We start from the raw sequence: 25,060 nt of genomic DNA on the forward strand, positions 1-25,060 counted from the left end.
TGTAGCAAAACTGAATCAGACTACAGGTTGCAATTGAAATTCATCAATCACACAGTGCTTTTTGGTCGAAGCGGGGGCGATTATGATGATTTCCTTAGCAATGTGTCAACACTCAAATTGTTATTAAAAAATTTGAGTGTTGAGCTGATTCACATTGTAGCCAAATAGGAACCATACTATGTCTATTAAAAAACGCCCCGGTCAGAGCACCGGAAAAAGCGGTGGAATTTTTCAAGAAATAGGACCAAAAGGTGGCTTAAAACCTAATTTTGCAACTGTTTCCGATAACAAACCGCTCCCGCCGACGAGCAAACCAAAAAGCTACTGGACACCAGTAGAAACAACGCCCAACAGTAACCGCTAATTTGAGGTGAACTGATGGCTATCACTAAGTACAGAAACTTAAATGGTAACTCCAGCGTAGCTGGATATGAAATCACTCCATACCACATCGATATTGTGTTCAATGACAATTCACTATATCGATACGATTATGGAGTTACTGGCCAATCGCATGTTGAAACAATGAAATCTCTTGCATTAAGAGGCTGGGGACTTTGTAGTTACATACAACGATTTGTTAAAAAGAAATATGCAGCGAAATCCAAATATCTTAGCATCTAATCGCTAGATAGAAGCACAAGGAAGTGCATTTTCCGCATCGATACAATTTTATATTTAATCCGCGAAAAACTGGGGCCACATCTATACGATTAAGCTGGTCGAGCTGAAAAATCCTCTACAAAAATAACACGAAACCTGGATAGATTGGTTACAGGCACGGCGAGAAATATTGTTTTCGCACAAGCACACCACAATGACTTATTGAATCACCCCATCAAAAAGGCAATACCTGCATGTATGGTTGGCGGTGAAATTGCGAACCCCAACATTCGTAATCGCAATGGCACATTGCTTTGGAAATGCGAAAACCAATTAACGGTACACGGATTTTGGTTTTGATGGTTGCGGATACATGGTCATGTTGGGGTTCGTTCCTCACCGCCAACCTACGCCCCCTGAATTGAATTACGCGCGAACCGTAGGTTGGTGGTGAGCTTGCGAACCCCAACATTCGTAATCGCAAATGGCACATTGTTTTGCGAATGCGAAAAACCAATCAACAGTGCACGAATTTTGGTTTTGGTGGTTGCGGATACATGGTCATGTTGGGGTTCGTTCCTCACCGCCAACCTACGGGTGCGATGAAATAATTTGGGAATGGTTTTTTATGACAAGGAGTGGTTATGCAATACCGGCGGGTTTATGTTGAGGGTGGGTGTTATTTTTTCACCTTGGCATTGGCGGATCGCAAGAGCGATTTATTGGTGCGGGAAATTGATTGTTTGCGGGCAGCGGTAAAAAGGGTAAAACAAAACCATCCATTTGAGATTAATGCGATGGTGGTTATGCCCGATCATTTGCATTGCTTGTGGACATTACCGCGCAATGACTTTGATTACTCTACCCGCTGGGCGTTGATTAAAGCTAACTTCTCCCGCCGCATTGCAAAGGATGAATTAATAAAAACCACGCGGTTAAAAAAGGGCGAACGTGGAATCTGGCAACGCCGCTTTTGGGAACACACCATCCGCGACGAGCGGGATTTTTACAACCACATTGAATACATACATTACAATCCCGTAAAACACGGTTACGTAAGCAACGCACAAGACTGGCCATATTCAAGCATCCACCAGTTCGCGTAGGTTGGTGGTGAGGAACGAACCCCAACATTCGTAATCGTAAATCGCACATTGTTTTGGAAATACGAAAAACCAATTTATGGCGCACGCATTTTGGTTTTGGTAGTTGCGGATACATGGTCATGTTGGGGTTCGCAAGCTCACCACCAACCTACCCGTCTCATCAAATTTGGTTTAAGGTGTTGAGATATTTTGGAGTTTTTATGAGCGATTATTCTTTAACACCCAAAGCCGAATCCCTAATCTGCACCGAACTGCAAAAAGCCTTCTCCAATGCACTCGGTATTTACGCCTTCGGCAGCCGCATACAAGGCACGGCCAATGCACAAAGCGATTTGGATTTGGCGGTATTGGTCGCCGGTTATGCCGCCCCATTGCAGCTATTTGAAATGGCCAACCAATTGGCCGACAAGTTCGGTTACGAGGTAGACTTGCTCGACCTGCGTGCTGCATCTACTGTGATGCAACACCAAGTTATCACTACAGGCCGCCGCTTGTGGGCGAAAGATATGCAGGCCGATTTATTCGATGTATTTGTATTGAATGAAAAAATGGCTTTAGACGAACTGCGCGCTGAACAACTCAATGAAATCCGCGAGACCGGACGTATTTATGGCAAATGATATTCTGATTAACAAAGCCGCCAGCATAGAGCGCTGCATTAACCGTGTGCGCGAGGAATACACCAAGGCCGGTGCCGACTTTGCGACCGACTACAGCCGACAAGACGCCGCAATTCTAAATATTCAACGCGCCTGCGAAGCCGCCCTAGATATGGGGCAACATATCATCCGCACAAAACAACTCGGCGTAACGCAAAGTGCACGTGACGTATTTACCCTGCTCGCCCAAGCAAAGCTAATCGACAGCACCCTTGCTGAAACAATGAAACGCATGATCGGCTTTCGCAATATTGCCGTTCACGATTACCAAGCGCCGCTATTGCCTATCGTGGAAAACATCATCACAAATCACTTGGATGATTTCGTTAATTTTTCAAAACAACTTTTGCAACATAATAATTAGCCCACAAAGTTCGCAGTTGCAATTTGCCCATTGTTTTGTGAATACGAAAAACCAATTAACGGCACATGCATTTTGGTTTGGGGGTTACGGATGTATGGTCATGTTGCGGTTCGCAAGCTCACCAGCAACCTACATGTGCTTCTGCATCCGTAAAAAAATATCTGCCAAACCTGCAATTGCCTGCGGTGGCAACTCCACTTCTTGATCAATCTTGTTGCACAAGGCTTGCAACAGGAATACCTGTTCTCGCAACCGACAAATATTATTTTCATCGATATCTTTTTGTACAGAATGACCAACAAGCTCCAAAAATTGACCATCTGGTGATTGGAGTTCAATGCAACTTTGTTGGTAAAACGCGTATTGGAATGGATCGAGAGTAATAACGCAGGAGGATTTGGTGTCGGGCACCAAGGGAGTGATATTGTCCATAATTCGTACTCATAGTCTTGATTGCAAAACCCGCCCCATGAGGTTGCAATTCATGGAGGCGGACTGGACAAGGTTGCAACCACCGGCTCAAGACCAACACCGGCCCGCCCGAGAGCGGCCTCGCCCAGCCGCCATAACAACAGGCAAAGCTGTACGAGGACACAAAAACTCACGTTTTTGCGCCGGTCTTGAAATTGTCGGGGGTTGCAATCCCGGCAGCGGATTTACGCTGCGTGAGCAGGGTAGAAGATGGGGTTTTGACTGTCAATCAATGAATAGCGCTTTAGACATTTGCCAGGTGGCTACTTACACCCAATAACACCTTAATTGAGCGCGCAAAATAAAAGTGATCAGGATATGGACATTGTTTCAATGCCAATTACACATCGGCATAATATGCCCCAAAAGAATTGACGCGCTGACAATAGATATAATCACAACATAGCAACACAAATCGCCCAAAAAACTGAACAAATAACAAGGAGCAACATCAGTGGTAAGAGTATTTTTTATCGTAGTAATAGCAAGTTTTCTAACGGCCTGTACAAGCCAACAAGCATGGAATACAGCTCAGGTCATTAAGGATTTGGACTGCAACTATAACAGCAGTATTGTCTATAAACGCTGCGACACGAGACTAGAAGAGGAGTTTCAAAGAGAACAGGAGCAAAAACGCTACCTGAAAGAACAAGATGAAAAAGAGCGAGCTATTCAAGCGGCGCTAGAGCGCAGCGCGCCCAAGAAGGAAACCAAATAACACAAAGATGGCAACAACTAAAAATTGTGCCTGCAATACAACCATTTACACCGCAATAGCTGACCCAGCGTATACTAGGTGGCCCTCATCAGGATGCTCCAGCACCATGCCCTCCACCGCCCTTTACACTGATCTTTCCAGCTATTACGACTTGATGTGCGCCGACATCAACTATCAGGAACAGAGCGCTTATGTACGCAGGCTTCATGATTTATTGGGCAATAAAGGAAAAGACTATCTGGATTTAGCCTGTGGCACCGGGCCGCATTTGCGGCATTTTATCGATTTTGGCTATACCGCCACTGGTGTAGATATTAACCAGCCCATGCTCGATATTGCGCAACTGCGCTGCCCCGAGGCGCAATTTACCCAACAGGATATGAGCCACCTGAATATGGTGACGCAAATGGATTTAATCAGCTGTTTTTTATACTCAATCCACTATAACCAAAGCATTGCCGCACTCACCGAATGCATTACCAGTGTTCACCGCGCACTCAAACCCGGCGGGCTGTTTTGTTTTAACGCCGTGGATAAAAGCACTATTGATAACCGTGATGGTATTAAACGCCAGCTCACGCATGACGACAGCGACTTTAGCTTTCAGTCCAATTGGTATTATTGCGGTGAAGGCGACCTGCAACAATTACAACTGAGCATTGAGCGAACCACCAATGGTATAACCGAACAGTGGCGCGATCATCACCCGATGGTCGCCCTCACCTTTGCGCAGTTGCAACAATTGCTTGAACCCTATTTTGAAGTGCATATTTTTGCACATGATTACCAGCGGATTACGCCATGGGAAAATAGTGCGGGAAATGCTTTTTTTGTAGGGATAAAACATTAACCCTTCGCTATTCACTACTGCCATACAACCTTATGAACAAACTTTTCATCATCGGCCTACCCCGCACAGGTACTACCAGCATTAGTGTGGCGCTGCTGGATTGCGGTTTTAAGGTTGCTCATACCGCTTATACCAAGCGTGCATTTGAGTTGGCAGATGTAGTGTCTGATGCGCCGTGTTTTTGTGACTACAAAGAATTGGACCAACTCTTTCCCCGTTCAAAATTTGTGTATCTGGAACGCAGCCTTGAGCACTGGGTGCCGTCCATGCAAATGCTATTAGGTAAAATGCTGCCCGAACTTGCGCCCAAAACCGGTTATTTAAACCCGGTATTAAAACGAGTGATGAATCAAACCTTTGCGCCTTTTAGTACCAATAATCCCTTAAGCAAAGAACATCTGGAAGCCTGTTATATGCGTCACGAGCAACAAGTGATGGATTTTTTCGCGCAGCGAGAGGATTTTTTACGCATTGATATTAGCCACAGTAATAGCCTGCAAGCATTATTGCGCTTTATAGGTATTGAACCGCTAGCCACCAACCTATTTCCGCATTTAAATAGCGGCAAACAAGTCGACAGTTGGAAAGCCATAAAACACCCGAATAAAATTAATTCGCTCAGTGCAGGCACAGAACATCGCCAATTTTTGGATTACCGACAACTCGGACTGAACAGGTAATTTAGGTTATGAACCCTAATAAAGCGTTGCATCAGTATTTAATCAATTTGCCAGCGGTTTTGCTGGACTACCCTTTTGGTGATGACATCCATGTATACAAAGTGGAAGGGAAAGTGTTTGCGATTTATTTTCAGGATGCAAATAGCAGGCGACTGAACCTGAAGTGTGACCCGGTACTGGCAGAACAACTGCGCAGCGTGTTCAGTGAGGTAACACCCGGCTATCACATGAATAAAAAGCACTGGAATACATTGGACTTAACCGGTGACTTACCGCAAAGCGAGGTGTTCAAGCAAATAGATCACTCCTATGCACTCATCGTAAAAAAACTCCCCAAGGCAGTGAAGCAGCGTTTGCGTATTCAGCATGAAAGCTTGGCTTGGTTAAGCTAGAACTTCATACACCTGAGTTAACTGCTGCGCCCGATTGCAAAAGCCCTCATAATAGCGCCCGTTACTGCCACTAAGCCCCCTGATGTACTTATGGAAAACCTAGCGATTATTCGTCCGTTATTTAATCACCGCTATTTATTGCTGTTGCTGTTATTGACCGGCGCTATTTTTTTAAAGGGCATGACGCCCTCTTTCTCTTCCGATGACTTTGTACATTTGGAAAACAATATTCATTTCCAGAATCTGGCAGAGGCATCCGAGGTTTTTATCAAACCTTATGGTCGAGAGTACCGGCCTTTGGTACGTCTGTCTCTGTGGCTGAACCATCAAATGGGTGATACGGCACTGGCCTACAAGCTCAGCAATTTATTTATGCATTTGCTGTGTGTCGCCTTACTTTACGGGGTGATGTTGCGTGTAGGGGTGACCAAAACCACAGCATTAATTGCCGCCAGCCTTTTTGCTTTCCACCCGATTCACACCACCAGCGTACATTTTATTTTGGGGCGTACTGATTTGGTGGCAGCCGTGTTTTATTTGGCCACGCTCTATTGCGTGGCAGGCTGGAAGCAATCGCCTCGCCTTGGGCAACAGGCCATCACACTGGTTTGGTTTGTTGCGGCGCTCCTGTCCAAAGAGCTGTCCATCACCCTGCCCGCCATGATGCTTGCTATTTTGCTTGTGCAGCGCAAAAACTTCGCACTTCCTCACATAGTGCGAACCGCCCTATCACTCTGGCCCTATGCACTTCTGGCACTGATTTATTTACTCGCACGCCTTTATCAATGGAAATCCATGGATGCTGCTGTTGCGGTGTATACCGACTTTTCGCTGCGCAATATTGTCACCAATTATGCCGAATGGGCCTTTGCACTGCTCTACCCGTTTGACCTTTACGTCGCCCGTGAATGGCAGCTTTTGCACACAAACTTATTCATTGCGTTATCGATAATGGCGAGCCTGTCGGCAGCAGTTGTTGCTGTGTATATTTGGCGCCCCGCCACTGCCAGGCTGATGCGCTCACCACTCTTCTGGCTCGGGTTATTCTGGATTCTGGTGACACTGATTCCGATGATGGGAGGCAATTCGCATCGCTGGTATTTGTATTTACCCAGCGCTGGTTTGAGTTTGATGATGGCGGCTGCATGGCCCGAGACCAGTGGACACAGACGCACGCTGTTAAACCTGCTGCTCGCTGTCACCCTGTTGGTTTATAGCGGCGAAACATGGCGCCAATCACTCATTTGGCACACACAAAGCCAAATGACTGAACGCCTGCTATCTGAAGCAGAAACCATAGAATTGCGCCAATACCCTGAAATCGCTATTGCCAATATGCCTTTCGGTTATCAGAGTGCGTTTCTGTTTACCCACAGTGCATTTGAAGAGGCGCTGCGGGTTCGCTACGGCAGCAGCCCGCGTATTAAGGTGCTGAGCTACATGAATTTGGATGTGCAAAATCCAGTTAAACTCAGCCGCTCAGCGCATGAAGTGAGCTTTACGATTTCACCTAATGCATTCCGCTACTTTCGCTTGCCCAACCAACAGATCTTTTTTACCAAGCCCGATGTTTACCCTCAAGGTGATATGACTTTACGCATAGACCAACTTGATGCCGCTGGGCGCATCAGCGCATACAGCCTGCTGCTTCCGGTTAATGATGTAGTGCCGCTGTATTATTTTGATGGTGAGCGCTTCATTCGCCTGCCCTCTACCACTAGCGAATAAAGCGATCAAACGGGATAACACTGACCCATTCGCCTGCGGCCACTGGGCCGCGTTCGCGCTCCAGGCAGATGTAGCAATTCGCTTTCGCCATGCCGCTGAGTACGCCGGAGCTTTGTAAACCTGCGCTCACAACACGGTTCTGCCCTTCAGGGCAGCTGAGCACGCCGCGCTGGAAATCCATGCGCCCCGGTTGTTTTTTTAAGGGGCTGAGCACCTGCGCGATGATGGTTTCTGCCGGGGAAAACACCTCCCCCGCCAAATGCCGCAACGCAGGAACAACCAGTTGGTGATAAGTCACAGCGGTGGAGACCGGATTGCCCGGCAAACCAAAAAACCAGCTCTGCCCCAAGCGCCCAAAGGCGAAAGGTTTACCTGGCTTCATGGCGATTTTCCAGAAATCGATAGCACCCAATTCCGCCAATATGGTTTTGGTGTAATCCGCATCGCCCACCGACACACCGCCAGTAGAAATCACCACATCAGCCCACTCGCTGGCGCGAATAAAGGCGCGACGCAGCGCCAGGGGATCATCAGGGATAATCCCTATATCAAGCAATTCAACCGGTAACCGCTGCAACAGCGCTGCAAGTAAAGGGCGATTGCTGTCATAGATTTTCCCCTGCACTGGCGCTGCGCCGGGCACCAGCAGCTCATCGCCCGTGGTGAGCAGCGCGATGCGCACTTTGCGAATCAAGGGGAGACTGGCGCAGCCTACTGAGGCCAATAATCCAATATCCAGCGCATTGATCATTTTACCGGCGGACAATAATTGGGTGCCTAGCGCAATATCTTCACCGGCGCGACGAATATTCTCGCCTATCCGCGGTATTGCGTTAATGGTGACAAGGTCGCCCGAGCGCTGGGTATTCTCTTGCATTACTACCGCATCAGCACCAGCGGGAATCAGGCCGCCCGTCATAATACGCACAGCTTCGCCTGCCGCTAATGCGCCCGCAAAAGGGCGACCGGCAAACACATCGCCGATCACACGCAATGGCGATGTGCAATCTGCCGCACGCAGTGCGTAACCGTCCATGGCGGAGTTATCGCCAGAGGGAACATTAACGGGGGCAACAACCGCACTGGCCAGTACGCGATCCAATCCATCTGCAAGGGCAAGTGTTTCATGATCGGCAAGCGGCACTAACTGGTTGAGGATGCGCTCGAGGGCAAGCTCAACCGGCAGCAAATCAGGTTGTGAACAAGGATCCATGGGGTGGTTTCCGCTGGGTAAAAGTGCTGTGCAGTTTAGCGCTTTAGGCTCGGATCGTGGCAGACAATTACACGACAGGAAACAGACCCTTAACGCGTACTTGGCGACAAGCTGAATGACTTGTTACTATCGCGCCCTACTCGCCTGCCCGCGTTGCCATGAGAATAACCTATGCGCTATTTAAGTAATGCTGTATTGAGCATCAACCTGCTATTGCTGCTCGCTTTTTCTGCCGTGCAATGGAACGATCCTGATCCCTTGTTGTGGATTGCCTTTTATTTGCTCTGCGCGGCGGTACCGCTATTGGTACTACTCAATAAGCCCAAGCCGGTAAAAATTCTGGTTGTACTTGCGCTGATTGCCTGTGCACTTGAAATGACCCGAACCGCAGCCGGTGCCTACAACTATTACCTGCACATGACGGAAGAAGCGCTTATGCAAGGGATGAATCCCAATAAACCTTATATTGAAGAAGCCCGCGAATTTTTGGGCGCGTTGCTGGCGGCACTCATGGTCGTTATCAGTCAGTGGCTTGCACGATTCCGGTTAAACAACCGATAATTTTTACTTTCAGATTTAATCACACGATTAATTCCACATTTCATAACAACAGGAGTGAACTCGCGATGCATTTTCAAAAGAAATTGGGCATAGGTTTTATTGTCTTTGGCGCCTTGGTGATTGCCCTTGCGTTTTTAATGACCAGTAGCGGCGGCTTTGTATTTTCCGCGCTGATCGGGTTGATGGCGGTCTTGTTTGGCGCCTTTCAGATCATGCTATCCAAGCTGGCAGTACAGTCTAAAGCCGCAGGTAAACATCACTCCGCCAAACCCATCAAAACCAGAAAGGTTCGCCGTTAAGTATTTCTGATTGTCCCTCCGGTGCTGGCGGTTATCGCGATTAAAAGCCATACCAATAGCGCCGCGCTTGTTCGCGATACCGTTCAACTGCCTGTAATTCCCCATGGCGCCAACGAAACACCACCGCGCCGGCCAGTGCTGTATTAATCGCCTGACTTCCCACCGCCTCATAGCGTGCTTGTACCTGCGGATGCGGATGACCGTGTTGACTGCGATACCCTGCTGAATAGACCACGTAACGCGGCCGCGTTCGCTGCACCCACAAGGTACCGGATGAGGTGCGACTGCCGTGGTGAGCGGCAACCACCAGAGCCAAGCCTTCAGGTACCTGATCCGTATAAAGCAATTGATGTTCGATACGGGTTTCTATATCGCCCGGTAATACTATGTGCTGATCGCCATAGCTGATTAACAACACGCACGAGCGATTATTGGCATTATTGCGCGCGGTTTCCGGTACGACTAAAAACCGGAATTGCACCGCCTGCCACTGCCAGGCAGGAAAGCTGTGACACGCCTGTGAAGACGGAGCGTTGTTATTGGACGATACTACAGGCACAGGTTCACCCATTAACAACTGCCCTACCTCTACCCTCTCCAATAATCCATTCATGCCACCGGCATGGTCCATGTCGCGGTGGCTCACTACCAAATAATCAATGGCGCGAATTCCTTGGGCAAATAAATAAGGAGCGACTATGGCGCTGCCTGCATCAAAACTGTGGGTGTATTGCGGCCCGGTATCGTACACCAGGGTACTAGCGCCCACCTGTACAACAATCGCCGTCCCTTGGCCAACATCCAACAGGGTGACTTTTAAATCCTCCTTGATCGGCGCAGGGACCAGAAATGCCAGCACCGCTCCAATCCCTAAGCCAGCAATACCAAGGTATCGGGGTAAGAATCCACGGGGCAATATCAACACCACTACGCTGAGGCTGAGCAGTAATAAAAGACTGGGCGAGAAGGCAACAACCGGGCTCGCCCAGGATCCGGCGGCAGCCAGCAGTCCATCCAAAAACACAGCGAGCAACTCCATGGCCTTGGCTGCGGCAGCCAGCAGTAACTCGCTCAACCCGAGCCATGCATCACCTACGGCAGCGCCCATAAGCAACAAGGGCACAACAAAAAAGGTGATTAACGGAATGGCAATCGCATTGGCGATGGGCGCCACCAAAGACACTGTGCTGACCAGCAAACTGAGCGGCAAAATGAGCCCGATAAACATCACCCACTGGGAGCGAATAAAACCGATGACCATGTCCTTCAGCGTGAAGCCAGACCAGGGAGCCGATGAAGGTTTAACCACAAGGCGGCCGGAAAAATAGACTAGCAGCAACCCTACAGCACCAAACGACAACCAAAAACCCATGTCGTAGGCCGCCAAAGGGTCCAGCATGACCACCAGTACCAGTGCCCAACAAAAAATATCGATAACCCGTAGATTACGGCGCAATAAGCAAGAGGCATAAAACACACTGAGCATGATCAATGTGCGCACCGTGGGAATATTAAAACCGGCCAGGGCAGCATAAAACGCAGCGCATGCAATCGCACTGGCCCAAGCGATCATCAACGCCGGGCAACGATGCCACAGCAATTGCACACACTTGCCCAGTAACAAACCAACGTAAAACCCAAAAAGCGCGAGAAAACCGACATGCAAACCGGAGATCGCAATCAAATGACTGGTGCCTGTTTGCTGCATACGCTGCCATTGGACTTTTTCCACCAGCGCGGAGTCACCAATAAGCAGCGCCACTAAAATACCGCGCTCGCTGCTGTCGGTGTGTTGCACTACCCATTGCTGCAGGTTGTGGCGCCGCTGGTTAATCCAATCTTCCCAGTGAAATGAAGTGACTGCGGGTGTTATTGGACGATTATCTTTTTTGGCTACCACATAGCCGGTAGCACCAACGCCCTGTCGTAACAGCCAGGCCTGATAATCAAAACCGGCCGGATTCACAAACCCGCGCGGTTGTTTTAAACGTAGGGTCAATTGCCAATAATCACCGATAACCAATGATGGCAATTCAGTTTTATCACTGGTATCCCGAGAGCCATAGGTACGTGGGCGATACCAACTCAATTGCAAAACCTGCGGAAAATGATCAACGGCAACTGGCTCACCACTACTGGTGCTAACCGACTGGACACGAAAATCAAAACGCACGCGCTGGCTATCGCGCTCGGGTAAGCCACTGATTTGACCAGTCACCACCATATCGCGCCCGACAAACTCTGCAGGCAACTGCTGTTGCTGGAGTTGATGCCCTGCCACAATCCCCCAGGCGACACCTGCCACCAAGGCAGCGCCATACCAAAGGCGCGGCCAATACCAGCAGCACAAGAACAGCGGCAACAAACACAAGATCCACCACTGGGAAGGTAAATAGGGCGAGTATCCAAAGGCGATAACACCTAAGGCAAACAGCAGCATTTTTAGCGGCACAAACAGAATCCTTTCATGGGTAATAGAGGTCTGAACGAGTTCCCTGTCATCAGATTGCAGCGAAGCTTATGTTAGGGTTTGCCATGCAACAAGTAGTGCGCAGGCAAAGCTCTTGGGCAAGTAAGATATTGTATAGGCATTGCAACTATTCATAGGCATAATGCCTTCTCATTTTTGCTTTACTCTGGTTTTTTGCATGGCACGAAATCTACTCAAGCGATTTATCCCGACCCCAGCCGCAATCAAAAACACCCCAGGGCTGCATTTTCTCGGCGATCTGCTGCACGACCCCAACCTGTTTCACTTGAACCGCCATTCAGTGTCTGTTGCCATGTTTTGGGGGTTATTTGTCGCCCTGCTTCCCATACCTGGCCAAATGCCAGTAGCTGCCGCTGCCGCACTGATATTTCGCTGCAACCTGCCACTCAGCGTTGCGCTGACCTGGATTACCAACCCGGTGACCATGCCATTTTTCTTTTTTATCACCTATCAAATGGGCAGGTTGATACTTCAAACAGACCCTATCAACCTCACCACGCCGGAGTTAAGTTGGGATTGGCTTGCCAATGAATTTGGCCATTTATGGAAACCCTTATTAGCGGGTTCAGTCATCACCGGTTTATTATTTGGCGCCTTGGGCTATGGAGTCATGCAGCTTTACTGGCGCTGGCATGTAAATAACAACTGGAAGAAACGCAAGAAAATGCGCGCACAGAAAGCAGGACAAGCACTATAGAAAAAGCCCGCAGTTGCGGGCTTTTTGTTGGGCGAAGATTTGATTTGTGGGCAAACTATTCGTAGCGCAACGCATCGGCAGGTTGAATACGTGCGGCGCGCCATGCCGGGTAGAGGGTGACAAAAAAGCTGATCACCAGTGCCGTAATCACCACTTTGGCAACATCCGCTATCACCAGTTCGGAAGGTAAATAAGTAATCGGGTAGACATCCGAGTGTAAAAACTGGACACCAAACGTGCGCTCAATCCATTGCACCATGGGTGTAACCCAATGCGATAACAAAATCCCCAGCACTAATCCAATCGATGTACCAATCAAGCCAATCAAGCCACCCTGCACCATAAAGATCGCCATAATTTCATAAGTCGAGGCACCCATAGTGCGCAGGATCGCAATATCGCCCTGCTTGTCTACTACCACCATAATCAGCGTAGAAACCAGATTAAACGCGGCAATCGCAATGATCAAAAACAGCAACATGCTCACCATGTTTTTTGACATCTGGATGGATTGGTAAACACTGCCGTGAGTGCGCATCCAACTGACCCCATAATAATCCGCTGGCAAATTCTGCATTAGCTCGCGCACAATTTGCGGGGCGGCAAATAGATCATCCACTTTCAGCCGTATACCTGTCACCTGCCCAGGATGTCCGGACAGCTCGGCCGCGCTTTCAATATCCATCAATGCCAATGCATTATCGACGTCGGTATGAGTATCCAGAATCGCCAATACCTTCAGTACCTTTACCTTGGGCGCCGTATTACCTTCAGTGGGCAGAATCAGGCTCAGGCTATCGTCTTTATTGAGGTTCAATTTTTCAGCGACACCGCGACCAATCACAATCGCGGATTTATCGCCAGCCAGATGCTCCAGTGTACCCGGAGACAAAAATGTCGGCAGTTTGGAGGTAGTGTGTTCCACCTTGGCATCTATGCCAAAAATAACGACCGGGGCAACACGCTTTTGCTGGCTCAACAACCCTTGCAATTGCACAAAAGGGGTTGCTGCCAATACCCGCGGGTGGCGCTTTAACTCCGCCATTAATGCCTGAGGGTCTTCAATTGCCTGGCGGTGATACACCATTGCCTGCGGCATCACGCCCAAAATATTCTCGCGCAGTTCTTTTTCAAAACCGCTCATGATCGACATCACCAGAATAAGTAATGCCACCCCAATCACCAAGCCGGCAGTTGATAGGCGCGAAATAAATGACACCAAATGACTTTGGCCACGCGCAATACCGTAGCGAGTACCAATCAAAAAAATCGTGCGGCTTAACATCAGTAAGCACCGGTCACAGCAGAGGCATCTGTATCGCGAACCAAAGCGCCATCCACCAAACGCAAGGTGCGATCCATGCGAGCCGCCAGCCGTGGGTCATGAGTGACCACCACAAAACTGGTGCCAATTGATTGGTTTAACTCCAGCATCAAAGCCTGGATAGCATCAGCCGCCTGGCTGTCCAGATTACCTGTCGGTTCATCCATCAACACACACGCCGGATTAGTCACCAAAGCACGAGCAATCGCCACTCGTTGACGCTCGCCACCGGAAAGCTCTGAAGGCTTGTGATCAACCCGCTGTGCCAAGCCCACACGCGCCAATAAATCCAGTGCACGCGCCTTGGCTTGAGCCGGTGCACAATTGCCAATCAATAATGGCATGGTCACATTTTCCAGCGCGGTGAATTCCGGCAGTAGGTGATGGAATTGGTACACAAATCCCAAGCTGCGATTGCGCAAACGGCCGCGCGCATCTGCGCTTAAGCGCGACAACTGTTCACCGGCAACAATTACCTCGCCACTGTCAGGCACATCCAATCCACCCAGAATGTTCAGCAATGTTGATTTGCCCGAGCCGGATGCCCCCACTATGGCAACACGCTCACCCTTATTGATCTGAAAATCCACACTGTGCAGCACATCAACCGCCAGTGAACCCTGGCGATAGGATTTACTCACCTGACGACAAATCAATACGGCAGCATCATTCATAACGGTTTTTGGATTACTCATAACAGCCTTCGGATTATTCATAACGCAGCGCTTCGGCCGGTTCAATTTGAGCCGCGCGATAGGCGGGGTACAGGGTGGCGATAAAACTCAACAAGAGCGCTACAGTGCAAATAAAAGCCACATCCTGCCAAAGCAGTAATGAGGGCAACTGAGTGATGAAATAGACTTCAGGGTCAAATACCTCTAAACCGAGCAGGCTTTCAAAAAAGCCCATAATGGGTGTCAGTGACAATGCGACCATACAACCCAGCAGGGCGCCAATCAACGTACCAATCAACCCCACCGCACTGCCCTGCACGATAAAAATGGCCATCACCTGCCGTGCACTCACGCCCATGGTGCGCAGTACAGCAATATCAGAACGCTTGTCAGCCACCATCAATACCAAGCTGGAAACAATATTGAATGCCGCCACCGCAATGATGATCATCAACAGCGAACCAATAACGATTTTTTCCATTTTCACCGCTTGAAACAAACTGCCCTGGGTTTGGCTCCAATCCTTCACTTGAAATGTTTGCTCACCCAATTGCTGACGCAACTCAGCCATAACACGCCCCGCGCTGTACAGGTCTGTCGTTTTCACATGCAAACCTTGCACACCCGGCTGGCGGAGGAACTTTTGGGCATCACTCAAATGAATCAGGGCAAGGGTTGAATCCACCTGCGCCTTCACCTCAAATACCCCAACCAAGGTAAAACTGCGTGACCGGGTAAAGGCTCCCATAGGAGTCATATTGATCTCCGGCGAGGTGACACGCACCTTGTCGCCAGGGGTTAGCATTAAACGGCTTGCCAGCAAACGCCCCATCACAATGCCGTATTCCCCCGGCTGTAACGCGGCCATATCGCCCACCAACATACGCTGGTTCACAATAGATACTCGCGCCTCAGCCTCTGGCAATACGCCTTGCAGCTCAATCGCCTCAAAGCCGCCGGCGTAACTCACCATGGCACTGCTGGCGATATAAGGTGCAGAGGCAACAACGTCTGGATGCTGCTCAACACGCGCTGCCAAAGCCTGCCAGTCTTTAAGTGCGGGTACCTCATCAATGTAGCCATGGGGAATCACACTGAGAATGCGCTCTTTCATTTCACGATCAAAGCCATTCATCACCGACATAACAATGATGAGTGCCATTACACCCAGCGCCATGCCGACCAATGAAAAGGCACTAATGAAAGAAATAAATTGATTGCGGCGTTTGGCGCGGGTGTAGCGCAAACCGATATAGAGGGGGATATTTTTTAGCATAGGCGCATTAAACCCAATTGCCTTGCTTTGCTCAAGTAAAACCACTGTCGCCCCCCGATAAATCGGCGCCGGCAAGATCAGCTTGTGCTATGTTTACTCAATCGTCATAGCGGGAAGATTTATGTCATGAGTGAACGTCGCAGTTACTTTCGCATCGATGAAAGTATCGCCATTGAATTTAAAGAGGTGGAAGAGATCACCGCCAACACGGCTGCGCCTGAGCTGCAGTTTCCTGATACCTTGTCATTAAAGTTTTTTGCCGAGCTGCGCAAGATCGACAATGACAATGCCCACCTCTTTCACCAGATCAAAGAAACAAGCCGTGCTCTGGGCGAATACCTGCAAAACCTCAATCGTAAAATCGAGATAATTAGCCAGCAGCTGATGATTGACTCCAAGCCCCTACCCCCCTCAAAAACCATCAAACAGGTCAACCTGAGCGAAGGCGGTGTGGCATTTGGTAGCTCGCGCCTGGTGAATACGGGTTCGTTTATTGCCATGCGCTTAATTTTTTTACCCAGCAATGCGGGGATAGTGCTATTTGCCAAAGTGATTCGCTGTGAACCCAATAACAGTGGTGAATATCAGATTGCGGCAAAATTTCATCGCGCTACTGAAGCACAGCAACAATTGATTGGCCAGCAAATCATGCGCGCCCAAATGGCTGAGCGCCGCAAAAGCCAACATTACCTGCAATAACCAGATGTTTAATCACCGGAGAATCCAATGGTGAGTATGACCAACTCTCTACATAAGGCTATCGCCGCCGCCGGACTACTACTTTGTACTACGGGTATAGCGACATACGCCAATGCCGAGCAAATCAAAATTCCTATTGGACAACAAACAGCGGCACAGTCGGCTCAAATGCCAGCCAAAGGTATGACAAAAGCGCGCGTACAAGCAGTGTTTGGTGAGCCACTGGAAATCACTCCCGCCAAAGGCCAACCACCCATCTCTAGTTGGAAATACAGTGAATTCGTGGTGTATTTTGAAAATGACCATGTCATTCACAGTGTGGCGATATTCAAACCACAACAGGATCAAGCAGCACCTACGGAATAAACTTTCGCCCCACTAATAAATAAGGGCGCCTGAGCGCCCTTATTGACTATCCATCAAACATCATCACTTAACGACGGCTGATACGGTTAATACCATCCAATGCCGCAACACGGTAGGCTTCTGCCATGGTTGGGTAGTTAAAGATATTGTTCAGGAAATAATGAATACTATTGCCCTCGCCTTTTTGCGTCATGATCGCCTGACCGATATGAACAATTTCTGCGGCCTCAGCACCAAAGCAATGAACGCCCAAAATCTCATGGGTATCAACATGGAACAGCAGTTTTAGCATACCTACATCTTCGCCGCTAATTTGGCCGCGTGCAGTATTTTTAAATAGTGCACGCCCTACTTCATAAGGCACTTTAGCTTGCGTCAGCTCCGTCTCGGTTTTGCCGACTGAACTAATTTCCGGCAGAGTGTAAATGCCTGTTGGAACATCCTGCACCGGGCGACATTCATCACCAAAAATACCACCAGATACCGCGCGCCCCTGCCCATAAGAGGAACTCGCCAAACTCGGCCAACCAATCACATCACCCACAGCGTAAATATTTTCTACTTGGGTACGATAGCTTTGGTCCACTTGCAGATTACCGCGATGATCCGCTTCAAGCCCAACAGCAGCCAAATTCAGTTGGTCGGTGTTACCACTGCGACCGTTACACCACAAAATAGCATCAGCCTTCAGTCGCTTTCCGGATTTCAAAAAGAGGGTAACGCTACTGTCGCTCGCCTCTATGGCTTCATACTCTTCACCGTGACGCACGGTTACGCCGCTGTCACGCAGGTGATAGCTGAGCGCATCAGAGATTTCATCGTCCAAAAATGACAATAACCGCTCGCGGTTATTAATCAAATCAACACGCATACCCAAGCCCGAAAAAATGGATGCGTATTCACAACCAATAACACCCGCACCGTAAATAATGATGTGGCGCGGTGTGTGCTGCATATCCAGAATAGTATCGCTGTCATAAATACGTGGATGGTTAAAGTCCACATCAACCGGACGATAAGGGCGCGAACCGGTTGCGATCACAATATTGTCAGCATGGATTGTTTCAATACCGCCATCGAGCATAGCCAGGTTGATCATATTGGCATTGATAAAGGATGCTTGCCCCATGTGCACAGTCACGCGATTACGCACGTAAAAACTGGTGTGCATCTCGACTTGCTTGGGAATCACTTTCGCTGCGGATTGCAACACCCGCGGAAATGTCAGGCGACGGCTATCGCCAATCTCACGAAACAGGCTATTGCCCTTAAATTGCAGAATTTGCTTAACCACATGACGCAAGGATTTAGAAGGAATCGTGCCCTTGTGTGTGCACCCGCCTCCAACCAACGCCCTGTTTTCTACCACACCAACACGCTTGCCCGCTTTAGCGGCTGCTATAGCAGCACTTTCTCCCGCAGGGCCAGAACCGATTACCAAAAGATCGTAGCTGTGATCTGCCGATTTTTTACGACCAGTCAATTTATTCCCCTCAAATCATCAAATGAGACATGCAAGACTCGCTAAGTCTAGCAACAATTATTCCTTCTTCTTACTCGCATCGTACGAAAGGTCATCTGCCTTTAACTCACGGCGAGCAGGCTTGGCTTTTTCTTCTGCACATTTAGCCTCATCACCACCGCAAAGTTCGCACACATAGTTGGGATCACCCAAGGCTTTACCAACACCACCGCATGAACCTGACACAGGCTTGCGGCCAGCCAACACGCTAATTGAAAGCGCCAATGCAACAAACAACATCACTATTAATGTCACCACAAGTACAGCCATGATAGACCTCCAGGCTTTACTGCTTTTCTTAAAGCAAATGAACTATCGTTAAAAAAAAACGAGGCGGGTTTCCCTGCCTCGTTTTCCTTTTCATTAACCGCCGAAGTCGTCGAGCAAAATATTGTCGTCTTCTACACCAAGACTTTTCAACATTTTAATCACGGCGGCATTCATCATTGGTGGGCCGCACATGTAGAACTCACAATCTTCTGGCGCCGGGTGATCTTTCAAATAGTTCTCATAAAGAACATTGTGAATAAAACCCGTCAACCCGTTCCAGTTATCCTCTGGTTGAGGATCGGACAAGGCAACATGCCATTTAAAGTTCTCATTCTCTGCCTGCAGCATATCGTAATCTTCTTTGTAGAAGAGTTCGCGCAAGGAACGAGCACCATACCAGAAGGACATTTTACGATCGGTTTTCAAGCGACGCAGCTGATCAAAAATATGTGAGCGCATGGGCGCCATACCAGCACCACCGCCGATAAATACCATTTCAGCATTGGTCTTTTTAGCGAAGAACTCACCAAATGGACCGTATACGGTAATTTTATCGCCCGGCTTCAAGCTGAATACATAAGATGACATCTGGCCTGGCGGAATACCCTGGGATTTTGGCGGAGGTGTTGCAATACGAATATTGAACTTAACCACACCTTTCTCTTCAGGATAGTTAGCCATGGAGTAAGCGCGAATCACCGGCTCATCCACTTTTGACTCAAGGTTGAAGAAGCCAAAACGCTCCCAGTCACCGCGGTACTCTGGCTCAATATCAAAATCAGAAAATTTCACGTGATGAGGTGGACACTCCAACTGCACATAACCACCTGCACGGAAATCAACGCTTTCACCTTCCGGCAAACGCAGCGTTAATTCCTTAATGAAAGTAGCAACATTGGGGTTGGATTCAACAGTAGTAACCCACTGCTTCACACCAAACACTTCTTCCGGCACATGGATTTTCATGTTTTGTTTTACCGGAACCTGACAGCTCAAACGCCAGCCTTCGTTTTGCTCACGACGATTAAAGTGCGGCTCTTCGGTTGGCAAAATAGAACCGCCACCTTCATTCACCACACATTTACATTGCGCACAACTACCACCACCACCACAAGCTGATGCCAGGAAAACATTATTGGCCGCCAATGTTTGCAGTAATTTGCCGCCCGCTGGCACAGTGATGGTTTTCTCATCGTTGATGAGAATTTGCACATCACCGCTATTCACTAATTTAGCCTTGGCCACCAGAATCACCACCACTAACGCGATGACGATTGCGGTGAACATGACAACGCCTAATACGATCTCGATATTCATTGAATTTTATTCCTCGTCTCGCTTAGAGAGAAATGCCGCCAAAAGACATAAAGCCTAATGACATCAATCCCACGGTGATAAAGGTAATACCCAAGCCACGCAGGCCTTCGGGTACGTCGGAATATTTCATTTTTTCGAGAATACCGGCAAGCAGGACAATCGCAATAGCCCAACCTGTGCCCGACCCCAGACCATAGACCACACTTTCAACAAAGTGGTAGTCACGCTCAACCATGAACAGAGAACCGCCCATAATCACACAGTTCACAGTAATCAATGGCAGGAACACACCAAGTGCGTTGTACAACGCAGGCATGAACTTATCCATCACCATTTCCATGATTTGTACGATCGCGGCAATTACACCGATGAACGAAATGAAGCTAAGGAAGGTAAGGTCGACACCGGTAACACCGGCCCATGCCAAGGCATCTTCTTTTAACAGGTAGGTCAAAATCAGATTGTTAGCAGGAACGGTAACGGTTTGCACCACAATAACGGCAATACCCAAACCGATAGCTGCATTAATCTTCTTGGACATCGCCAGGAAAGAACACATTCCAAGGAAGAAGGCTAATGCCATGTTCTCGATAAAAACTGAACGCACAAACAGACTTAATAAGTGTTCCATTATGCGATCTCCTGAGTGCTAACTGAGTTGGGCGCTATCTTGAACGACTCTTTCTCTACCTGATTTTTCTTCCAGGTACGCATAGCCCAAATAATGATACCAATGATGAAGAACGCACTTGGTGGCAGCAAAAGCAAGCCATTAGGTACGTACCAACCACCTTCTGATACGGTTGGCAGGATTTGAATACCAAACCACTTACCAGCACCCAGCAACTCACGGAAAGTAGCAATAACAATCAGCAATGCTGAGTAACCAAGACCATGACCAATACCATCAAGGAAGCTGGGGACTGGTGGATTTTTCAGGGCAAATGCTTCTGTACGGCCCATGACGATACAGTTGGTAATAATCAAACCAACAAATACCGATAGTTGCTTGCTGATGTCGTAAGCAACGGCTTTCAGCACCTGATCCACAACAATTACCAACGCAGAGATAATAATCATCTGCGCAATAATACGGACGCTGCTTGGCAAGTAATTACGCACCATCGACACAAACAAGTTGGAGAAAGCTGACACCAAGGTCAAGCCTATCGCCATTACCAAACTCACTTTCACGCTGGACGTTACTGCCAGCGCTGAACAAATACCCAAAATCTGCAAAATAACAGGGTTATTTTCCAAAATAGGTTTGATGAGGAGATCTTTTGCTTTAACGCTCATGATTAGGCCTCTCCATTTTTCAGATTGGTCAGGAAAGGCTTGAATCCGTTGTCACCCATCCAGAATTTCATCAGTTGACCAACACCGTTACTGGTTAAGGTAGCGCCGGCCAAACCATCAACTTTATGCTCCGCATCAGGCGTTGATTCATCAACATGCCCTTTGACTACATTGACCAAAACCTCACCGGACTCGGAGTAGATTTTTTTACCAACCCACAATTGTTTCCACTTGGGATTATCAACTTCGCCGCCAAGACCCGGAGTTTCTTTTTGATCATAAAAACCGAACCCGAGAATAGTATTAAGGTCTTTGTCCAGTGCAACAAAACCAGACATGGTTGACCAGAGGCCGTAACCACGAACAGGTAGAATCACCTTGGAAAGATTGCCGCTTTCATCATTCACCAAAAACACTTTGGCGTATTTTTCACGACGAATGATCTTGGCAATATCCAACTCCGGAGCCAATTTGTCGGACAGCTCCGGTTTTTTAGCTGAGACTGTTTGATCAAACTTCTCAACATCCGTAACTGCGTCAGTAAATTTGCCAGTTTGCAGATCGATAATCTTTACATCTACTTTTTCAAACTGTGCATCAACTGACAAGGACGCATCGTAGATGCCGGCAATTTTCAAAACGTTCGTTTTAAAGTCCAAAGCTTTGTTTGCAGCTTGCGTAGGCTTTAAAAGCACTGCAGAACCTGCCACCAAAACCGATGCCACAAGGCACATAATTAATGTGACTGTGATGGTGTATTTTGCTGTTTGTTGGTTAGCCACGCGCCAGTCTCCGCTTAATGTTGGATTGAACGACGAAGTAGTCGATGGTCGGTGCAAACATGTTCGCAAACAGAATTGCCAACATCATGCCCTCTGGATAAGCAGGGTTGACTACACGAATAGTAATCACCATAAATCCGATCAGCGCACCGTAGATCCACTTGCCTGCATCAGTCATGGATGCTGAAACCGGATCGGTAGCCATAAAGAACAGGCCAAACGCAAAACCGCCAATAACAAAATGCCACCAGAACGGCATTTGGAACATTGGGTTACTGCTGTCTGCACCAGCCCAGTTGTACAACAAGGTTGTCAGGGTCGCACCAATCAATACACCTAATACAATGCGAGTAGAAGCAATACCCATAATCAGCAGCGCAACGCCACCAATCATCAGTGCCAATGCCGATGTCTCACCAATTGAGCCTTGTTCAAAACCAATAAAGGCATCCAACCAACTTACATGGTTGACCACAGCATCCATACCTTGCTGGGCAGCAATAGATAAGGTGGTAGCACCAGTGTAGCCGTCCACAGCAGTCCATACCGCATCGCCTGACATTTCTGCAGGGTAGGCGAAGAACAGGAATGCGCGACCAGTCAGTGCGGGGTTCAAAAAGTTTTTGCCGGTTCCGCCAAATACCTCTTTACCGATAACCACACCAAAGCTGATCCCCAAGGCTGCTTGCCACAAGGGCAAATCAGGAGGACAGGTCAAGGCAAACAGGATAGAAGTTACAAAGAAACCCTCGTTAACTTCATGACCGCGCGTTGTGGCAAACAACACTTCCCAAAAACCACCGACGATAAACACCGTGGCATAAATAGGCAGGAAGTAAGCAGCACCTAATACAAAGTTGTCCCAGATGCTGTCAGGGTTGTGACCCGCAAACATAGCGGCGAGCGCACCGTGCCAGTTATCGATGCCAGTAGCACCGGTAGCTGCCAGAATGGTATTGGCTTGTAAACCAACGTTGTACATACCAAAAATCATGGCAGGCCATGCACACAGCCATACCGTAATCATGATGCGCTTCAGGTCGATGCCGTCGCGTACATGAGAGGTAGACTTGGTGACATCTGCCGGTTTAAACAAACCGGTATCGATGGCCTCGTAGAGCGAGTACCATTTTTCGTATTTGCCGCCTTTGTGGAAATGCGGCTCCATGCTGTCGAGTAAACTTCTCAGACTCATTAATTAGCCCTCATTCTCAATGCGAGTAAGGTTATTGCGCAGGATTGGGCCGTATTCATATTTGCCGGGGCACACAAAGGTGCACAGCGCCAAATCGTCTTCGTCCAACTCCAGGCAACCCAGTTTTTGTGCTGTTTCTGTATCACCAACAATCAGTGAGCGCAGCAGTTGTGTTGGCAGGATATCGAGAGGCATCACCTTCTCGTAAGAACCTACCGGCACCATCGCACGTTCTGAACCATTGGTTGAAGTGGTAAAGGCAAACTTTTTACCGCCCAACAGCTTGGATAAATAAATACCCATCACCGAGAACTTGTTAGCACCTGCGCGCAAGTAATGCAGCATTTCACGCTCGCGTCCTTCAAGCAGGACACTGACCTGATTGTGGAAACGTCCGAGGAATGTGAGGTTGCCATGTGAACGACGACCACCAAACACCGAGCCGGAGATAACACGGTTTTCACCGGCTTTAAGCTGTCCATCAACCAAGGCAGTCAAATTGGCACCCAAGCGAGTACGCACCAAACGCGGGCGCTCAACTTGAGGACCTGCCAAAGCAATAACACGCTCGGTATTCAACTGACCGGTCACAAACAGCTCACCAATAGCAATCACGTCTTGATAGCCAATAGTCCATACGGTTTTACGCGCATTGACTGGATCGAGGAAGTGAATATGAGTCCCGGGATTGCCCGCTGGATGAACGCCAGCGAAAGTTTCAACCAGTATATTGGCGCCTTGACCTTTTGGCAGCTCAACAGCGGGAGCCTGGCAGACAAAGACTTTACCTTCGGTCAGACGCGCAATTACCGTTAAACCATTGGCAAAAGCGTCTTTCTTGGCCGCAATAACAACGGCAGGATCAGCAGCCAGAGGATTGGTATCGATAGCCTGTACAAAAATGGAGCTTGGCTTGGAGTCCAATGCAGGAGCTTTACTGTATGGACGAGTGCGCAATGCAGTCCACAAGCCGGATTGAACCAGATTTTGCTGTACGTTTTCACGGGATAAAGCAGCAAGTTCCGACACAGGGTACTTGGCGAATTCAACCGCCTCGTTACCTTCCACATCAATGACTAATGAGTGGAATACACGCTGATCACCGCGATGAATCGCGCTAACCGTACCTGATGCTGGCGCTGTGTAGATAACACCGGGGGTTTTCTTGTCAGAAAATAGCTCCTGACCAAGTTTAACTTTATCACCAACCTGTACCGCCATAGTGGGCTTCATACCATGGTAATCAAACCCGATTAAAGCTACCTGGCGAACCTGCGGGCCATCCTCAATAGATTGATTGGGGCTGCCGGTAATGGGCAAATCCAATCCTCGACGAATCTTTATCATACGTCTCTGCCTAGTCGTTCGTGTGGATGTAGACCTGGATAACCAGGCCGCGGGGGATGCAGTTAACAAGCCTTATGCCAGCTATCGAAATCCGGTTACTTCCTGGCGGGAACCGGGCACGATTTCGGGAGACGCTTGAACTGCGAGCACTCCGCGC

At 48.6% G+C, this 25,060-nt stretch carries 28 protein-coding genes; 14 read left to right on the plus strand and 14 right to left on the minus strand.

The window, feature by feature from the left end; genetic code table 11:
- Positions 1–178 precede the first annotated feature (178 nt).
- The 4 genes from B0D95_RS06280 to B0D95_RS06300 all read left to right on the plus strand — a co-directional run bounded on the left by B0D95_RS06280 (position 179) and on the right by B0D95_RS06300 (position 2,732).
- Complete coding sequence (locus B0D95_RS06280) at positions 179–364, plus strand: hypothetical protein (RefSeq protein ID WP_078043105.1); 186 nt, start codon at positions 179–181, stop codon at positions 362–364.
- An 883-nt stretch (positions 365–1,247) separates the two neighbouring features.
- Positions 1,248–1,709, plus strand: coding sequence for a transposase (locus B0D95_RS06290; protein WP_078043107.1), 462 nt, complete (start codon positions 1,248–1,250; stop codon positions 1,707–1,709).
- Between the two features lie 200 nt (positions 1,710–1,909).
- Positions 1,910–2,329 carry a nucleotidyltransferase domain-containing protein gene (locus B0D95_RS06295; protein WP_078043108.1) on the plus strand — a complete coding sequence of 140 codons (420 nt, stop codon included), beginning with the start codon at positions 1,910–1,912 and terminating at the stop codon, positions 2,327–2,329.
- Complete coding sequence (locus B0D95_RS06300; RefSeq protein WP_078043109.1) at positions 2,319–2,732, plus strand: DUF86 domain-containing protein; 414 nt, start codon at positions 2,319–2,321, stop codon at positions 2,730–2,732. The genes B0D95_RS06295 and B0D95_RS06300 overlap by 11 nt, the downstream gene beginning before the upstream one ends.
- Positions 2,733–2,861: 129 nt before the next feature.
- On the opposite strand, the gene B0D95_RS06305 is transcribed toward B0D95_RS06300, so the two are convergent.
- On the minus strand, positions 2,862–3,164 hold the full coding sequence (locus B0D95_RS06305) for a hypothetical protein (protein WP_078043110.1): 303 nt from the start codon (positions 3,162–3,164) through the stop codon (positions 2,862–2,864).
- 493 nt (positions 3,165–3,657) lie between these two features.
- On the opposite strand from B0D95_RS06305, the gene B0D95_RS06310 reads away from it, so the two are divergent.
- The 5 genes from B0D95_RS06310 to B0D95_RS06330 all read left to right on the plus strand — a co-directional run bounded on the left by B0D95_RS06310 (position 3,658) and on the right by B0D95_RS06330 (position 7,571).
- Complete coding sequence (locus tag B0D95_RS06310; RefSeq protein ID WP_078043111.1) at positions 3,658–3,921, plus strand: hypothetical protein; 264 nt, start codon at positions 3,658–3,660, stop codon at positions 3,919–3,921.
- 106 nt (positions 3,922–4,027) lie between these two features.
- Entirely contained in the window at positions 4,028–4,771 is a 744-nt protein-coding gene (locus tag B0D95_RS06315; RefSeq protein ID WP_078043112.1) for a class I SAM-dependent methyltransferase, read from the plus strand.
- 32 nt (positions 4,772–4,803) lie between these two features.
- Positions 4,804–5,451: a sulfotransferase family protein gene (locus tag B0D95_RS06320; protein WP_078043113.1), complete on the plus strand. Its 648-nt coding sequence runs from the start codon at positions 4,804–4,806 to the stop codon at positions 5,449–5,451.
- An 8-nt stretch (positions 5,452–5,459) separates the two neighbouring features.
- Complete coding sequence (locus B0D95_RS06325) at positions 5,460–5,843, plus strand: MmcQ/YjbR family DNA-binding protein (RefSeq protein ID WP_078043114.1); 384 nt, start codon at positions 5,460–5,462, stop codon at positions 5,841–5,843.
- A gap of 90 nt (positions 5,844–5,933) precedes the next feature.
- Positions 5,934–7,571, plus strand: a complete 1,638-nt coding sequence (locus B0D95_RS06330; RefSeq protein WP_078043115.1) for a glycosyltransferase family 39 protein — start codon at positions 5,934–5,936, stop codon at positions 7,569–7,571.
- On the opposite strand, the gene glp is transcribed toward B0D95_RS06330, so the two are convergent.
- On the minus strand, positions 7,561–8,784 hold the full coding sequence (gene glp / locus B0D95_RS06335) for a gephyrin-like molybdotransferase Glp (protein WP_078043116.1): 1,224 nt from the start codon (positions 8,782–8,784) through the stop codon (positions 7,561–7,563). The two genes, B0D95_RS06330 and glp, sit on opposite strands and share 11 nt — an antisense overlap.
- 171 nt (positions 8,785–8,955) lie before the next feature.
- On the opposite strand from glp, the gene B0D95_RS06340 reads away from it, so the two are divergent.
- The gene (locus tag B0D95_RS06340) at positions 8,956–9,345 is read left to right on the plus strand and encodes a transmembrane 220 family protein (RefSeq protein ID WP_078043117.1); all 390 of its coding nucleotides are present in this window, start codon (positions 8,956–8,958) and stop codon (positions 9,343–9,345) included.
- Between the two features lie 65 nt (positions 9,346–9,410).
- Positions 9,411–9,644 (plus strand): hypothetical protein, encoded by a 234-nt coding sequence (locus B0D95_RS06345; protein WP_078043118.1) that lies wholly within the window; start codon positions 9,411–9,413, stop codon positions 9,642–9,644.
- A 40-nt stretch (positions 9,645–9,684) separates the two neighbouring features.
- On the opposite strand, the gene B0D95_RS06350 is transcribed toward B0D95_RS06345, so the two are convergent.
- The gene (locus B0D95_RS06350) at positions 9,685–12,096 is read right to left on the minus strand and encodes a DNA internalization-related competence protein ComEC/Rec2 (RefSeq protein WP_078043119.1); all 2,412 of its coding nucleotides are present in this window, start codon (positions 12,094–12,096) and stop codon (positions 9,685–9,687) included.
- Positions 12,097–12,292: 196 nt separating this feature from the next.
- On the opposite strand from B0D95_RS06350, the gene B0D95_RS06355 reads away from it, so the two are divergent.
- Positions 12,293–12,832, plus strand: coding sequence for a DUF2062 domain-containing protein (locus B0D95_RS06355; RefSeq protein WP_078043120.1), 540 nt, complete (start codon positions 12,293–12,295; stop codon positions 12,830–12,832).
- 55 nt (positions 12,833–12,887) lie between these two features.
- Here the strand turns inward: B0D95_RS06355 and B0D95_RS06360 are convergent, their stop codons facing one another.
- Genes B0D95_RS06360 through B0D95_RS06370 form a run of 3 tightly spaced genes read right to left on the minus strand, consistent with a single transcriptional unit; the run spans position 12,888 to position 16,106 of the window.
- Positions 12,888–14,117 (minus strand): lipoprotein-releasing ABC transporter permease subunit, encoded by a 1,230-nt coding sequence (locus B0D95_RS06360; RefSeq protein ID WP_078043121.1) that lies wholly within the window; start codon positions 14,115–14,117, stop codon positions 12,888–12,890.
- Positions 14,117–14,830 carry a lipoprotein-releasing ABC transporter ATP-binding protein LolD gene (gene lolD, locus B0D95_RS06365; RefSeq protein WP_078045643.1) on the minus strand — a complete coding sequence of 238 codons (714 nt, stop codon included), beginning with the start codon at positions 14,828–14,830 and terminating at the stop codon, positions 14,117–14,119. Before lolD ends, B0D95_RS06360 begins: the two co-directional genes overlap by 1 nt.
- A 34-nt stretch (positions 14,831–14,864) precedes the next feature.
- Positions 14,865–16,106 (minus strand): lipoprotein-releasing ABC transporter permease subunit, encoded by a 1,242-nt coding sequence (locus B0D95_RS06370; protein WP_078045644.1) that lies wholly within the window; start codon positions 16,104–16,106, stop codon positions 14,865–14,867.
- A gap of 126 nt (positions 16,107–16,232) precedes the next feature.
- Here B0D95_RS06370 and B0D95_RS06375 point away from each other — a divergent pair, with 126 nt between their 5' ends.
- Positions 16,233–16,805, plus strand: a complete 573-nt coding sequence (locus tag B0D95_RS06375) for a PilZ domain-containing protein (protein ID WP_078043122.1) — start codon at positions 16,233–16,235, stop codon at positions 16,803–16,805.
- 36 nt (positions 16,806–16,841) lie between these two features.
- On the plus strand, positions 16,842–17,171 hold the full coding sequence (locus B0D95_RS06380) for a hypothetical protein (RefSeq protein WP_210403688.1): 330 nt from the start codon (positions 16,842–16,844) through the stop codon (positions 17,169–17,171).
- A gap of 67 nt (positions 17,172–17,238) precedes the next feature.
- On the opposite strand, the gene sthA is transcribed toward B0D95_RS06380, so the two are convergent.
- The 8 genes from sthA to B0D95_RS06420 form a co-directional block, all read right to left on the minus strand.
- Positions 17,239–18,654, minus strand: a complete 1,416-nt coding sequence (sthA, locus tag B0D95_RS06385) for a Si-specific NAD(P)(+) transhydrogenase (RefSeq protein WP_078043123.1) — start codon at positions 18,652–18,654, stop codon at positions 17,239–17,241.
- A gap of 57 nt (positions 18,655–18,711) precedes the next feature.
- Positions 18,712–18,963, minus strand: a complete 252-nt coding sequence (nqrM, locus tag B0D95_RS06390) for a (Na+)-NQR maturation NqrM (RefSeq protein ID WP_168172411.1) — start codon at positions 18,961–18,963, stop codon at positions 18,712–18,714.
- A gap of 93 nt (positions 18,964–19,056) precedes the next feature.
- Positions 19,057–20,280, minus strand: coding sequence for an NADH:ubiquinone reductase (Na(+)-transporting) subunit F (nqrF, locus tag B0D95_RS06395; protein WP_078043124.1), 1,224 nt, complete (start codon positions 20,278–20,280; stop codon positions 19,057–19,059).
- A 22-nt stretch (positions 20,281–20,302) separates the two neighbouring features.
- Positions 20,303–20,911, minus strand: a complete 609-nt coding sequence (gene nqrE / locus B0D95_RS06400; RefSeq protein WP_078043125.1) for an NADH:ubiquinone reductase (Na(+)-transporting) subunit E — start codon at positions 20,909–20,911, stop codon at positions 20,303–20,305.
- On the minus strand, positions 20,911–21,579 hold the full coding sequence (locus B0D95_RS06405) for an NADH:ubiquinone reductase (Na(+)-transporting) subunit D (protein ID WP_078043126.1): 669 nt from the start codon (positions 21,577–21,579) through the stop codon (positions 20,911–20,913). The genes nqrE and B0D95_RS06405 overlap by 1 nt, the downstream gene beginning before the upstream one ends.
- Before the next feature lie 2 nt (positions 21,580–21,581).
- A complete protein-coding gene (locus B0D95_RS06410) occupies positions 21,582–22,361 on the minus strand; it encodes a Na(+)-translocating NADH-quinone reductase subunit C (protein ID WP_078043127.1) in 780 nt (259 codons plus the stop codon).
- The gene (locus B0D95_RS06415; RefSeq protein WP_078043128.1) at positions 22,354–23,556 is read right to left on the minus strand and encodes an NADH:ubiquinone reductase (Na(+)-transporting) subunit B; all 1,203 of its coding nucleotides are present in this window, start codon (positions 23,554–23,556) and stop codon (positions 22,354–22,356) included. The genes B0D95_RS06410 and B0D95_RS06415 overlap by 8 nt, the downstream gene beginning before the upstream one ends.
- A 3-nt stretch (positions 23,557–23,559) precedes the next feature.
- On the minus strand, positions 23,560–24,903 hold the full coding sequence (locus B0D95_RS06420; RefSeq protein ID WP_078043129.1) for a Na(+)-translocating NADH-quinone reductase subunit A: 1,344 nt from the start codon (positions 24,901–24,903) through the stop codon (positions 23,560–23,562).
- Between the last annotated feature and the right edge of the window lie 157 nt (positions 24,904–25,060).

It is taken from the genome of Cellvibrio sp. PSBB023 (assembly GCF_002007605.1).
Classification (GTDB): domain Bacteria; phylum Pseudomonadota; class Gammaproteobacteria; order Pseudomonadales; family Cellvibrionaceae; genus Cellvibrio.